The 13,229-nt window shown below is 70.3% G+C and carries 12 protein-coding genes; 5 read left to right on the top strand and 7 right to left on the bottom strand.

Features of this window, described 5'->3' with window-relative positions; all coding sequences use genetic code 11:
- Window positions 1–14: 14 nt before the first annotated feature.
- Genes A3IC_RS0107670 through A3IC_RS0107655 form a run of 4 tightly spaced genes read right to left on the bottom strand, consistent with a single transcriptional unit; the run spans window position 15 to window position 3,637 of the window.
- Window positions 15–782 (bottom strand): adenosylcobinamide amidohydrolase, encoded by a 768-nt coding sequence (locus A3IC_RS0107670; protein ID WP_020549482.1) that lies wholly within the window; start codon window positions 780–782, stop codon window positions 15–17.
- Window positions 779–1,591: an ABC transporter ATP-binding protein gene (locus A3IC_RS53045; protein WP_020549481.1), complete on the bottom strand. Its 813-nt coding sequence runs from the start codon at window positions 1,589–1,591 to the stop codon at window positions 779–781. Before A3IC_RS53045 ends, A3IC_RS0107670 begins: the two co-directional genes overlap by 4 nt.
- Window positions 1,588–2,640 carry a FecCD family ABC transporter permease gene (locus A3IC_RS0107660; protein WP_020549480.1) on the bottom strand — a complete coding sequence of 351 codons (1,053 nt, stop codon included), beginning with the start codon at window positions 2,638–2,640 and terminating at the stop codon, window positions 1,588–1,590. The genes A3IC_RS53045 and A3IC_RS0107660 overlap by 4 nt, the downstream gene beginning before the upstream one ends.
- A gap of 10 nt (window positions 2,641–2,650) precedes the next feature.
- The gene (locus tag A3IC_RS0107655) at window positions 2,651–3,637 is read right to left on the bottom strand and encodes an ABC transporter substrate-binding protein (protein WP_040876297.1); all 987 of its coding nucleotides are present in this window, start codon (window positions 3,635–3,637) and stop codon (window positions 2,651–2,653) included.
- A 348-nt stretch (window positions 3,638–3,985) separates the two neighbouring features.
- Here A3IC_RS0107655 and A3IC_RS0107650 point away from each other — a divergent pair, with 348 nt between their 5' ends.
- The 3 genes from A3IC_RS0107650 to A3IC_RS0107640 all read left to right on the top strand — a co-directional run bounded on the left by A3IC_RS0107650 (window position 3,986) and on the right by A3IC_RS0107640 (window position 6,270).
- Window positions 3,986–4,723 (top strand): pirin family protein, encoded by a 738-nt coding sequence (locus A3IC_RS0107650; protein WP_020549478.1) that lies wholly within the window; start codon window positions 3,986–3,988, stop codon window positions 4,721–4,723.
- Window positions 4,724–4,814: 91 nt separating this feature from the next.
- On the top strand, window positions 4,815–5,294 hold the full coding sequence (locus A3IC_RS0107645) for a MerR family transcriptional regulator (protein ID WP_020549477.1): 480 nt from the start codon (window positions 4,815–4,817) through the stop codon (window positions 5,292–5,294).
- The gene (locus A3IC_RS0107640; protein WP_026217987.1) at window positions 5,257–6,270 is read left to right on the top strand and encodes an aldo/keto reductase; all 1,014 of its coding nucleotides are present in this window, start codon (window positions 5,257–5,259) and stop codon (window positions 6,268–6,270) included. The genes A3IC_RS0107645 and A3IC_RS0107640 overlap by 38 nt, the downstream gene beginning before the upstream one ends.
- A 43-nt stretch (window positions 6,271–6,313) precedes the next feature.
- On the opposite strand, the gene A3IC_RS0107635 is transcribed toward A3IC_RS0107640, so the two are convergent.
- From A3IC_RS0107635 to aceE, 3 genes are all read right to left on the bottom strand, one after another.
- A complete protein-coding gene (locus A3IC_RS0107635) occupies window positions 6,314–7,480 on the bottom strand; it encodes an ARPP-2 domain-containing protein (RefSeq protein ID WP_020549475.1) in 1,167 nt (388 codons plus the stop codon).
- Window positions 7,477–8,907, bottom strand: coding sequence for a hypothetical protein (locus A3IC_RS0107630; protein WP_020549474.1), 1,431 nt, complete (start codon window positions 8,905–8,907; stop codon window positions 7,477–7,479). The genes A3IC_RS0107635 and A3IC_RS0107630 overlap by 4 nt, the downstream gene beginning before the upstream one ends.
- Window positions 8,908–9,118: 211 nt before the next feature.
- Window positions 9,119–11,941, bottom strand: a complete 2,823-nt coding sequence (gene aceE / locus A3IC_RS0107625) for a pyruvate dehydrogenase (acetyl-transferring), homodimeric type (RefSeq protein ID WP_425387317.1) — start codon at window positions 11,939–11,941, stop codon at window positions 9,119–9,121.
- A 293-nt stretch (window positions 11,942–12,234) separates the two neighbouring features.
- Here aceE and A3IC_RS0107620 point away from each other — a divergent pair, with 293 nt between their 5' ends.
- Both A3IC_RS0107620 and A3IC_RS0107615 read left to right on the top strand, forming a co-directional pair.
- Window positions 12,235–12,459, top strand: a complete 225-nt coding sequence (locus A3IC_RS0107620) for a DUF1918 domain-containing protein (RefSeq protein ID WP_020549472.1) — start codon at window positions 12,235–12,237, stop codon at window positions 12,457–12,459.
- A 190-nt stretch (window positions 12,460–12,649) separates the two neighbouring features.
- Window positions 12,650–13,093, top strand: coding sequence for a DUF3052 domain-containing protein (locus A3IC_RS0107615; RefSeq protein WP_026217985.1), 444 nt, complete (start codon window positions 12,650–12,652; stop codon window positions 13,091–13,093).
- Window positions 13,094–13,229: the final 136 nt, after the last annotated feature.

Below are 13,229 nucleotides of genomic sequence, written 5' to 3'. Positions count from 1 at the left end.
GGGGCGGGGTTTGGTTATTGGGTCGGTTTGTTGGTGTTGCGGGTGAGGGGGTGGGTTGTTCGGGTTCGGGGCTTGGGTGGGGTGGGGGCTTGTCTGCGGGCGTGGTCGTTTCGGGCGCCTTGGAGTACCGCTGTGTAGACGGCTCGGGCCAGGCGGGCGCCCCAGGTCGAGCGGGGGCCGCCGAAGGGTTCTGTGGGGGTGTTGGGGGTGGGGACGCGGGCTGCTACGCAGATGGCGTCGGAGGGGGTGCCGGTGCAGGCGTAGCCGGCGTCGAGCAGGGCCTGCACCTTTGCTTCGGTGATGGTGGCCACCGCGTTGATCAGGGCCGCGTCGGAGAGGGTGGCGGGGACTGCGGCGATGATGTTGATCGTGCCGGGTGGTGGGGCGCCGGGTAGGCCCGGGACGGGGGCGGCGGCCCAGGTGGGGACGCCGATTCCGGTGGTGACCGCTGCCTCGGCGCCCTCGTCCGCGCCGTGTGTCCATGCGGTGACCTCGGCGGCGGTCATCAGGCCCACTCCGGCGCCGGTCAGGCCCAGTGGCGCCGCCACCTCGGTCAGGTGGGTGACCGGGTCCATCCGGTCGTAGCCCGGCCGGACTTGGAGGTTGAGCACCCACGCGCGCTCGCCGATGCCGCCGCCGAGCAGCGCGGAGGAGGCCATTCGCCAACCGGGACCGGCTCGCCACAGCAGTGCCGGGCGGCGGGTGCCGTCCTCGTCGCGCCACACGGTGCGGGGGCGCAGCAAATCGGCCGGTGTCTCGCGCGGCGGCGGCAGGGTGCTCACGCGGACCCCTCGGCGGTGTCCCGGCCCGTGTGTCCGGGCCGGATCAGGTGTACCCGCGGGCGGCCGTCCGGACCCGGCTCGACCGATACGCGGGCCTGGTAGTGCGTGGCGATCGACTCGGCGGTGAGCACCTCGGCGGCCGACCCGGACGCCACCGGACGCCCGTCGACCAGCATCAGCAGCCGGTCCGCGTACTGCGCGGCCACCCCCAGGTCGTGCAGCGTGGTGAGTACCGTGAGGCCGTCGTCGCGGCGCAGGCCGTCCACGATCTCCAGCACCTGCTGCTGATGGCCCAGGTCCAGCGCGGTGGTCGGCTCGTCCAGGAGCAGTACCGGCGCCTGCTGGGTGAGCGCCCGGGCCAGCACCACCCGCTGCCGCTCGCCGCCGGAGAGCCGGCCCACGTCGCGGCCGGCGAACGGGCCCAGATCCAGCCGCTCGATCACCTCGTCGGTGATCGCCCGGTCGCGCCGTCCGGGCCGGGCCAGATAGCCCAGGTGCGGGGTGCGGCCGAGCAGGATGTACTCGTGCACCGGCATCTGCGCCGGCACCACCGGGCTCTGCGCGGTGTAGGCGATGCCGCGGCCCGACTCGCGCCGGGTCAGCTCATCGATCTGGCGGCCGGCCACGGTGATCGAGCCCACGTAGGGCAGCAGCCCGGCGACCGCCTTGAGCAGCGTGGACTTGCCCGCGCCGTTGGGGCCGATCACCGCCAGCCACTCGCCGGGTTCGACATCCGCGTCCACCCCGCGCAGCACCGGCACCCGGTCGCGGTCCACGCCGGTGTCGCGCAACACCAACCGGGCGCTCACATGTCCACCTTGCGGGTGCCGCGCAGCACGAACACGAAGAACGGGGCACCGACGAACGCGGTGACCACGCCGATCGGCAGTTCGCCGGGCGCCGTGATCGTGCGCGCGATCAGGTCGGTGAGCACCAGGAACGCCGCGCCGCACAGCAGCGACATGGGCAACACCCGGCGGTAGCTTCCGCCCACGAAGCGGCGCACGATGTGCGGCACGACGATGCCCACGAAGCCGATCAGGCCGCTGATGGCGACGGCCGACGCGGTGGCGAGGGAGGCGGCGAGCAGCACCACCAGGCGGACCCGGCCGGCCCGTACACCCAGGCCCGCGGCCTCCTCGTCGCCCACCGACATGACGTCGAGCAGGCGTCCGTGCACGAGCAGCACCGCGGTGCTCACCAGCGCGTACGGCAGGATCATCCGCAGATCGGCCCAGCCGATCCCGGACAGCCGGCCGAAGATCCACGAGTAGATCCGGCGCAGTTCGTCGGTGTTCGCGGACTGGACGTAGGTCTGCGCGGAGGCCAGGAACTGGGCGACCGCGACGCCGGCCAGGACCAGATTCGCGGTGCCGTCGGAGCGGCTCGTGCTCGCGCCGAGTCCGTAGGCGAGCAGCACCCCGCCCATCGCGCCGACGAACGAGGCGAGCGGCACCACCGGGATCCCGCCCACGCTGTCGCCGTCCGCGTACACGATCACCAGGGTCGCGCCCAGGCCCGCGCCGGAGGCGGCACCGAGCAGGTACGGATCGGCCAGCGGATTGCGAAAGACGCCCTGATAGCCGGCGCCGGCCATGGCCAGCAAGCCGCCCACGGTCACCGCGGCCAGCACTCGGGGCAGCCGCAGGTCCATCAGGACCGCGTATTGGACCGGGGACAGGCCGTGGTCCAGGTGTACGAACGGCAGCTCGTCCAGCAGCGCGAGCAGTACCCCGCTCGCGGGCAGATCGGCCGCGCCGACGGTCAGGGCGAGCACGACGACGCCGACCAGCAGTACGCCCGCGCCGAGCAGGGGCAGCACCGCCGGTCGGGACCGGATGGGCAGGAGATCCCGCACGAGCCGGCCGTCAGCCCTGCGCCGCGCCGGCCTTGGTGACCGCCTCCGACACGGCCCGGACCAGGTCCACCACACGCGGGCCCCAGCGCGAGGCGATGTCGTCGTCGAGTGCGACCACGCCGCCCTTGCGCACGGCGCCCACCCGGTCCCAACCCGGCCGCTTGGCCACCACGTCGGCGTTTTGGCCGCAGCACTTGGTGTCGGCGAGGAAGACCAGATCGGGGTTGGCCTGCACGAGGTATTCGGCGGACAACTGCGGGTAGCCGGTGCCGGCCTTGTCCGCGTCGTCGGCGATGTTCTTCAGGCCGAACTGCGCGTACACCTGACCGATGAAGGTCTTGGAGGTCGAGGTGTAGAGCGTGTTGTCCAACTCGTGGAAGTAGCTCAGCTGCTTGGCCGGCTTGGGCGTCGCGGCGACGATGGTCGCGATGTCCGTCTTCATCCTGGCCGCGACCTCGCCGGCCTGCTTGGCGTGGCCGGTGGCCGTGCCCAGCGTGGTCAACTGTGCGTACGAGTCGTCGAAGGTCTTCGCCGCCGGCGTCAGCACGACCGGGATCTTCAGCTTGGTCAAGGACGCGACCAGGCCGTCGGTGTCGTCCGAGACGATCACGAGGTCGGGCGTGTAGTTGGTGATCGCCTCGATGTTCGGCTTGAAGCCGGACAGCTTGGTCTTGGGTGCGCTCGCCGGGAAGTTCGACTGGTCGTCCACCGCGGTGACCTGGCCGCCGGCGCCGATCGCGAACAACATCTCGGTGGCACTGGGCGCGAGCGAGACGATCTTCTTCGGGGCGCTCGCGATGGTGACCTTGGCGCCGCCGGAGTCCACGGTCGCCGGGAATGCCTTGGCGTCGGGACCCGACCCGGCAGAGCCGCCGGTCGCCGTCGGCGTGCCCTGGGCCTTGTCGTCCTTCGAGTCGTCCGAGTCACCGCAACCGGTGAGGACGAGCGCGCCCAGCAGCAGCACGGCGGCGGAACGAAACAGGGGTACGGATCTCAACGAAGACTCCAGGTCCTTCGACGCGGCAGGCATCGGGACCCGTGGAGACGGATCGCCCCTCCTGCGAGGCCGATGTCGTCGGCGCGGACGAGGCGACCCGGCTCGCCCCGAAATCCCGAGTGTCCGGGCGGGGCATCACGGTTGCGGGACAGCGCCGGGATCCCACCGGACTTCGCTGCGTTCGACGCCGTCGGCGACAAACCGGCCGCCGACGCGCGAACGATATCAACCGGCCCGTTCACCCTCGGTGATCGGGGCCGGATTACGGGCGATCCGCCGGCAATCGGGCGCTCTTCGCCGGGGCGTGCCCCGGGAACAGCCCGTGCCGAGTCCGTGGTTGAACCGGGCATGACCACCTTCGACGTGCGCCGGGCCGGGGAACGCTTCCACACTCGGGCGGGCTGGCTCGACTCGCACCACAGCTTCTCCTTCAGCCGGCACTACGCGCCGGACAACACCCACTTCGGACTGCTCCTGGTCAGCAACGACGACGTGGTGGCTCCCGGTACCGGCTTCGACACGCATCCGCACCGGGACATGGAGATCGTCACGTGGGTGCTCTCCGGATCCCTGGTGCACCAGGACTCCGAGGGCCACAACGGGATCATCCACCCGGGTCTGGCCCAGCGGATGAGTGCGGGTCGGGGCATCCTGCACTCGGAGAAGAACGACGCGGCCGGCTCGTCGGAGCCGGTGCACTTCGTGCAGATGTGGGTGGTTCCCGACGAGGACGGGATCACTCCCGGTTACCAGCAGCAGGACGTGCGCGCCGAACTGGATCGCGGCGGCCTGGTGCCGATCGCCTCCGGGCGGCCCGGGCACGACGCGGCGATCCGGATCCACCAGAGGGACGCCGCGCTGCATGTGGCGCGGTTGCCTGCGGGTGGCAGTGCGACGCTGCCCGACGCGCCGTTCGCGCATGTGTTCGTCACCCGCGGGATCGTCGAGTTGGAGGGCGCGGGCGTGCTCGCGGCGGGCGACGCGGTGCGCCTGTCCGACGCCCAGGGGCAGCGGGTCAGCGCGTTCGCGGACGAGCCGGCCGAGGTGCTGGTGTGGGAGATGCACGCGGGATTGACCCACGCGTGAAGGTTCGTGCTTGCTTGGAGTGCGCTCCAACTCCGTAGCGTTTGCGTCGTGCCCGCCCCACCGGGGCGGGCTTCCCACCGGAGGCTCAACGATGTCGGCCACGCAGCAGGTCACCGCACCCGAGGACTACGAAGTCGGCAAGTACTCGATCGGCGAAGTGGTCGAACGCACCGGTCTGACCGCGCACACGCTGCGCTGGTACGAGCGGATCGGCCTGATGCCGCACGTGAGCCGGCAGGGGCCCCGGACGGGAGGGAACGGGAACGGGCGGGGGAGTCGGCGTCGCTACAGCGACCACGACCTCGACTGGCTGGAGTTCGTCGGCAAGATGCGGCTGACCGGGATGCCGGTGTCGGACATGCTTCGCTACGCGGAGTTGATCCGCCTGGGCGACGAGACTCGGGCCGCACGCCGAGAGTTGCTGGAGGACCACCGCGAGGAGGTCCGCAACCGGATCAGCGACCTCCAGAGCTGCCTGCTCGTGATCGACTACAAGATCGAGACGTACGCGGACGCGGAGCGGAGTAACGACGATGAGCACTTCCAGGACGAACACTCTCAAGCTGGGTGACCACGGCCCCGAGGTCTTCGCCCAGGGCCTGGGCTGCATGGGCATGAGCGCCTTCTACGCGGGCGCCGAGCACAACGAGTCGGTGGCCACGCTGGAGCGCGCCCTCGACTTGGGCGTCACCCTGTTCGACACCTCGGACATGTACGGCCCGTACACCAACGAGGAACTGCTCGGCGCCTTCCTGGCCGAAGGCGGCCGGCGCGAGCGGGTCACCCTGGCGACCAAGTTCGCGATCAACGTCACGCCCGAGGGCGAGCGGGAGGTCCGCGGCGACGCCGCCTACGTCAAGCAGGCCGCCGAGGCCAGCCTGCGCCGGCTGCGCACCGACGTGATCGACCTGTACTACATGCACCGTCGCGACGTGCGAGTGCCGATCGAGGAGACCGTCGGCGCGATGGCGGAGCTGGTGCGCGAGGGCAAGGTGCGGCACCTGGGCCTGTCCGAGGTGACCGCCAAGGAGCTGCACGCGGCGGCGGCCGTGCACCCGATCGCCGCCGTGCAGTCCGAGTGGAGCCTGTTCACCCGCGACATCGAGGACAGCGTGGTGCCGGCCACCCGCGAGGTGGGCGCGGCGCTGGTCGCCTACTCGCCGCTCGGCCGGGGTTTCCTGACCGGTGCCTGGGCCAGCGCCGACACGTTGCCGGAGGGCGACTTCCGCCGCTCCCAGCCGCGCTTCACCGGCGACAACGCCGCCGCGAACGCGGCCATCCTGGCGCCGCTGCGGGCGATCGCCGAGGCGCACGGCGCCACCCCCGCGCAGGTCGCGCTCGCCTGGGTGCACTCGCGCACCGCGGCGTGGGACCTGTCGGTGGTGCCGATTCCGGGCACCACCAAGCGGCACCGCCTGGACGAGAACGTGGGCGCGGTCGACCTGGTGCTCACCGAGGCCGAACTGGCCGCGCTCGAGCCGATCGCCGGGCAGGTCACCGGGGCCCGCTACCCGGACATGACGGCGACCTTCAACGACCGCGACTGAACCCGGCGCGAGGCCGTCCCGCCCGACGCGGGGCGGGGCGGCCTCATCGGTCGCGTCGGCGTCCCTCGCGCTCCAGGCGGTCCACGGCGTGCCGGCGGAGCAGGCCCTCGAAGCCCGACTCGCGGATGCGGCGGGCCAACGCGGACGGCGTGCTGTGCAACGCGGTCGCCGCGGCGTCCAGGGCCCAGCCGTGCGCGTGCAGGGTGGTGAGCAGGTGACCCCGACGGACCTGGGCGGCGGAGAGCCGGAACGTCTTGCAGTACGCCAGCCGGCCGTCCTGGTGGGTGATCCGCTCGCCGATGTGATTCTCCTCGTCGAGGCGAAACGAGGGCAGGAACCGGGACAGCTCGAACGGCCCCAACCGGTACACCGACTCGTTCCGGTAGGCGCCCTCGCCGGTGAGACCGGACAACATCAGGTGGTGGAACCGCTCCCAGTCCCCGACCTGCCCGGCCGCCGCGCGGCGCAGGTCCGCGAGCGAGGACACCCGCTGGGCCTCGATCGCCACGACGAAGTCCGGGACCGCCTCGACGTAGGTGGCGTAGTGGAACAGCAGCTCGCCGTACAGGTCTTCGAGCAGGGTCGCGTGCAGGGCCCGATAGTCGGACGGATGCGGCACCACGAACACGCTCGCGAGCGTGTCCGCGACGTAGAGCGCGACCCCGCACTGGCCCGGATGGATCTCGAACACCTTGAGCGCATCGGCCAGCCCGCGCACGGCGTACCCGCAGTACGCCTCCTCCATCCGCGGCGACAACCCCTCGCGCACCGCCCGGTCGGTCCACTCCTCCCACACGATCGAGGGCCCGCCGAAGTGCAACGCGAGATACCCCTCCAGGGCCAGGTGCATCGGCAGGAAACGCAGCCTGTTGCTGCCCACGCCCCGGGCCATCCGGCGCACCGCGCGCCTGGTCGGCATCCGCATCCGGGCACTTCGCGGCGTGGCCGGGCGCTCGTGGAGCTGGGTGCCGAAGGCCGCCGTCGGGTCGCCGTCGACATCCCATGACGCGACGAAGGCGTGCGGGATGAAGGACCGGTACCAGGAGCCGTCACCGACATCGACGATCGAGGGATCACCGACCCCGTACACGCGCCGATCCAGTCGCAGGCCCACCAGTGGCTCCTCGCGCACCAACGGCACCAACCGGATCGCGCCCCACACCTGCGCGGGCCGGGCGATCAGCCCGGTTGCCGCGAAACCGCCGTTCACGCCGCGGCCCCACGGGTTCGGAACCGGTCCTGGCGGTCCGCCAGATAGCGGCGCAGTTCCGCGAACCCGGCCCGCCCCTCGGCGAACCGGGCCAACTCGACCAGGGCCGGGACGTCCTCCGCGTCGCGCACCCCAACCGTCGGCACACTCGCCGACAATCGCTTCACATCGAAGCCCTCCGCGTCGTACACCGGGTTCAGATGCACCACCGTGGTCGCCCCCATCGGATCCAACCGCTCGCGCCACACCCGCAGTACCTCGGCGGCCAGCCCGGGCGGACTGTTGTCCCACCCGTCCGAGACCACGACCAGGCGGTCGGGCGCCAATTCGAGCGCGTCGATCAGTCGGTTGCCCAGCGGCGTCGGCCCGCTCGGCCGCACCAGCAGCGGATCGTGCGTCCCCGAGGTCCACAGCCCGGTGAACTCCCCGGCGAGTGCCTTCAACAGGAACCGACACGCGAGCGCCACGGCCAGCGGACGCTGTCGCTTGGCCGTCGAGCCGAAGGACGAGAAGCTGTCGTCGAGCACCGCGACGACCCGCCCCCAGGTCCCCGCGGCCTCCCCCGCCACCCGGCGTGCGGAGACGGTCATGGCATGTCGCAACTCGTCGTGCCGAGCCGCCCGTTCGGCCTGCGACAGGGACAGCACATAGGAGGCGAGCCGGGTCAGCCGCATCTCGGCGAGATCCGCCTTGATCGCCGTGGCGCCGGCCCGCTCGCCCGCGGACTGCAACCGCAACCGCTCCAGACGGGTCAACTGCGGGGCGATCTTCTCCAGGAACGTCGCGCGCTTGATGCCGTGCGCGGAGGCCAGCCCCTCGGCGACGCTGTAGGGCAGATCGTAGAGCGAGCTCTGCGCGTAGTGCGCCTGTCGCCAGGTCTCGAACAACGGTGTGGTGAACACCCGGACCCTGCGCAGCGGCGTGAACAGGAACGTCCCCGTTTCCGCGGGCACTTCCAGGTGCGCGTGTCGCATCGTCGCCTTCACCCCGGCCCGGTACTTCACCGCGTCGAAGACCGGATCACGGCGACCCGCCGCCCAGTCGCGCATGATCGCCCGGGTGCGGCGGTTGTTGACGCCGCGTCGGGCCAACTCGCGAAAGAGCCTCCAGACCCGCTGAGGGGCCATCAGTTCCAGCCTGCGCGCGATCAGTTCGCCCTCGCGTCGGCGCACCTCGGGAGTCAGGTCGCGGCTGCTCTCCAGCAGGTGCCGGACGATCAGGGCCGCGTTGAAGTCGTTGATGTCCAGCGCGAGGGTGGCGGCGTAGAGCTCGCGGTAGTTGCCCACGATGTATTCGTGCAGGAACTCCACGGACAGCCGTTGTGCGTCCGCGTCGTCGCGGAATTCGCGCTGGCCGGTGGCGGTCACCGCCGCGTTGACGAACATCACCACGTCTTCACAGGCGACCAGGTCCCGGCGATCCACCACGTGTCCCCTCGGCCGGCCCAATGCTGATGCCGGCCGGGGAATGGAGGCGCGAACAGCGAAGTGACGCTTAAGAGGCGATTCCGAAAGTCGCAGCCGAAGTCCCGCGGCCGGCCCGCAAAGTCTAGACCCGAGCCACTTCCGAAGGCCCGGCAATATCGGCCGTGGCCCCGATCCGGGAACGGATCGGGGCCACGGCCGAATCACCTGCCGATCAGGCGTCGCCGCCGACCGTGCCCACTCCGGCCGCCTTGACGTCCAAGAGCTCGTACCGCTTGATCGCTTCCGCCACCACACTCGGGTCGACCTCGCCGCGGCGAGCCAGCTCGGACAGCACACCCACCACGACGGACTCGGTGTCCACGTGGAAGAAGCGCCGCGCCGCGCCGCGCGTGTCCGCGAAGCCGAAGCCGTCGGTGCCCAGCGACGCGAAGTCGGCCGGGACCCAGCGCGAGATCTGGTCCGGGACGGCCCGCATCCAGTCGCTGACCGCCACCACCGGGCCGGGCCGGCCGTCGAGTACTCGGGTCACGTACGGGATGTGCGGCTCGGCCTCGGGGTGGAGCAGGTTGTGCTCCTCCGCCGCGACCGCGTCGCGCCGCAGCTCGTTCCAGGACGTGGCCGACCACACGTCGGCGACCACGTTCCAGTCCTCGGCGAGCAGCCGCTGCGCCTCCAGCGCCCACGGCATACCGACACCGGAGGCGAGGATCTGGGCACGCAGCGCGCCCTCCTTGGCGGGACCGTCCTGGTAGAGGTACAGACCCTTGAGGATGCCGTCCACGTCGACGTTCGCGGGCTCCGCCGGCTGCGCGATGGGCTCGTTGTAGACCGTCATGTAGTAGAAGATGTCCTCGGCGTCCGGACCGTACATCCGGCGCAGACCGTCCTTGACGATGTGCGCGATCTCGTACGAGAACGCCGGGTCGTACGCCACACAGGCCGGGTTGGTCGAGGCCAGCAGCTGCGAGTGCCCGTCCGCGTGCTGGGTGCCCTCGCCGGTCAGCGTGGTGCGACCGGCCGTGGCGCCGAGCACGAAGCCGCGGCTGAGCTGGTCGGCCATCTGCCAGAACTGGTCGCCCGTGCGCTGGAACCCGAACATCGAGTAGAAGACGTACACGGGGATCATCTGCTCGCCGTGCGTCGAGTACGTCGAGCCCGCGGCGATCAGCGACGCCACACAACCGGCCTCGGAAATGCCGTCGTGCAACATCTGACCCTGCGCCGACTCCTTGTAGGACAGGAGCAGCTCACGGTCGACCGAGTCGTAGGTCTGCCCGTGCGGGTTGTAGACCTTCGCGGTCGGGAACATCGCGTCCATGCCGAAGGTGCGGTACTCGTCCGGCGCGATCGGCACGAACCGCTTGCCGATCTCGGAGTCGCGCATCAGGTCCTTGAGCAGGCGCACGAACGCCTGCGTCGTGGCGACCGGCTGCTTCGAGCCCTTCTTCAGCACGCTGTAGACCGGGTCGCCGGGCAGCTTGAGCGGCTTGGAGCGGTCCAGCCGCTGCGGCAGCGAACCACCGAGCGCGGCGCGCCGCTCGCGCATGTACTCCATCTCCTCGGACTTCTCACCGGGGTGGAAGTACGGGGGGACGTCGCCTTCGAGCTGCTCGTCCGTGATCGGCAGGTAGAGCCGGTCGCGGAACGCCTTCAGGTCCGACTTGGTGAGCTTCTTCATCTGGTGCGTGGCGTTGCGCGACTCGAAGTTCGGGCCGAGCGTCCACCCCTTCACCGTCTGCGCCAGGATCACCGTCGGCTGGCCGACGTGCTCACGCGCCGACTTGAAGGCCGCGTAGACCTTGCGGTAGTCGTGCCCGCCGCGACCGAGCTTTTGGATGTCCTCGTCGGTCAGGTCCTGCACCATCCGGCGCAGCCGCGCGTCGTCGCCGAAGAAGTGCTCGCGCACATACGAGCCGGACTCCACCGCATACGTCTGGAACTGGCCGTCGGGCGTCGTGTTCATCTTGTTCACGAGCGCGCCGTCGGTGTCCTGGGCCAGCAGCGGGTCCCAGTCGCGGCCCCAGACGACCTTGATCACGTTCCAGCCGGCGCCGCGGAAGTACGACTCCAGCTCCTGCATGATCTTGCCGTTGCCGCGCACCGGACCGTCGAGCCGCTGCAGGTTGCAGTTGATCACGAAGGTGAGGTTGTCCAGCTCCTCACGGGCGGCCAGGCCGATGTTGCCGAGCGACTCGGGCTCGTCCATCTCGCCGTCGCCGAGGAAGGCCCAGACGTGGCTGCGCGAGGTGTCCTTGATGTTGCGGTTGTGCAGGTACCGGTTGAACCGGGCCTGGTAGATCGCCCCGAGCGGGCCCAGGCCCATCGAGACGGTCGGGAACTCCCAGAAGTCCGGCATCATCCGCGGGTGCGGATAGCTGGGCAGCCCGTTCGGGGCGGCCGACTTCTCCTGGCGGAAACCGTCGAGCTGCGCCTCGCTGAGACGTCCCTCCAGGAAGGCACGTGCGTAGATGCCCGGGGACGCGTGCCCCTGGAAGTAGATCTGGTCGCCCGACTCCCCGTGGTCCTTGCCGCGGAAGAAGTGGTTGAACCCGACCTCGTACAGGCTCGCCGAGGACGCGTAGGTGGCGATGTGACCGCCGACTCCGAGTCCCGGGCGGTTCGCCCGCGACACCATGATCGCGGCGTTCCACCGGACGAACGCACGGATGCGTCGCTCGATGTTCTCGTCGCCGGGGAACCAGGGCTCGCTCTCCGGGGGGATCGTGTTGATGTAGTCCGTGCTGCGCAGAGCCGGCACGCCGACCTGTCGTTCACGGGCCCGTTCGAGCAGCTTGAGCATGATGTAGCGGGCTCGCTGGCGGCCCTGCTCGTTGATGACTGCGTCCAGCGACTCCAGCCATTCCCCGGTCTCGTTCGGATCGATGTCGGGGAGCTGGCTCGGGAGGCCGTCGCTGATGATCGAGAAGCGCTCTCGTCCGGAAGCCACGCTGTTCCTTCGCCTTATCGGTAGATGGGGACCCTCCCCGCGCGAGAGCGGGGTCGACCACCCTGAGCGGTGTCGCGCCGTCCCCATCGTGGTACCCGGACGTTGGATCCGTCATCTCTACCGACCGGTAATGGACCGGCGGGGTGCCCGCCTGCATCACATCGACCGAGCCCGATCCGTGTTCGGTTACCGCGAAAGGAGCGGAGCTGCCCTGATCGTCCGGCTGTCGCCGGACGCTCCACGCGGCGGTTCGCGATTGCGGGGTGCTGCAACCGTGAACCTCCAAGACCTTACGCCGACTGTCTTACGCACAGCGCACTGGCGTAGTTCCCTGGGAGGGTGTGGGTGGTTTCGCACCCGTTCGACAGGAGGTCGAGCTGATGTGGGCACGAATTGGCGACCGGCTCCACGTGCACGGGAAGACGGTCGGTCGCGGGGACCGATTCGGGGAGATAGTCGAGGTCAGGGGCCCGGACGGGGCGCCGCCGTACGTGGTGCGGTTCGAGGACGGGCACACCGGTCTGGTGATCCCCGGGGCGGACGCGGTGATCGAGCGCTCGGGCGGCGCCGATCCGGCCGCCGGACGGCCCCGGCGGGCCTGGTGAGTTTTCGTCTGTCACGCTGGACCCGAATACGTTGCGTGATCCACACCCGGTCGGGGTAGCTTCCGCACAGGGCCCGGCGGGGCGTTTGCGCGAGTACGTGACCTGGGTACTTGCGCGAACAGCCTGGCGCGTGTGGACTTACGCGCGTGAGCCCCGAAGCGTTGTGGGGCCGGACAAGGGAGGTTAATTCGTGAGCGCGACCGCGGACCACGCGGAAGAACGGGCCAACTCGGCCGTTCGACTTGGGTTCCAGCCCGGACAGGTGGTCCAGGAGCTCGGTTACGACGACGACGTGGACGAGGAGCTGCGCGAGGAGATCGCGGAACTCACCGGCAACGAACTCGTCGATGAGGACTACGAGGAAGACGTTGCCGACGTCGTCCTGCTGTGGTTCCGCGAGGACGACGGCGACCTCGTCGACACCCTCGTGGATGCCCTCGCCACGCTCACGGATGGCGGCCATATCTGGCTGCTGACCCCGAAGACCGGCCGGGACGGATATGTAGAACCCTCGGACATCGGTGAGGCCGCGCCGACGGCGGGATTGGCCCGCACGACGAGCTTCGGCGCCGTCAAGGACTGGTCGGCGACCCGTCTGGTGTCGCCCAAGGCGGTGCGCAGCGGCAAGAAGTAATCCGATGCCACTGCGGTAAGCAGACGAATGCGAGACCCCGGGCGGTGACTTCGGTCATCGGTCGGGGTTTGGCTGTTTTTTGGGCGCCTTCGGCGCCGGCTCGCGAGGGGCCGCCTTTTTCTCTCCTCCGCTTCGC

Source organism: Embleya scabrispora DSM 41855 (assembly GCF_000372745.1).
GTDB lineage: Bacteria > Actinomycetota > Actinomycetes > Streptomycetales > Streptomycetaceae > Embleya > Embleya scabrispora.
Note: the sequence above shows the minus strand (reverse complement) of the source record. Positions and strands in the feature narration are given on the sequence as shown.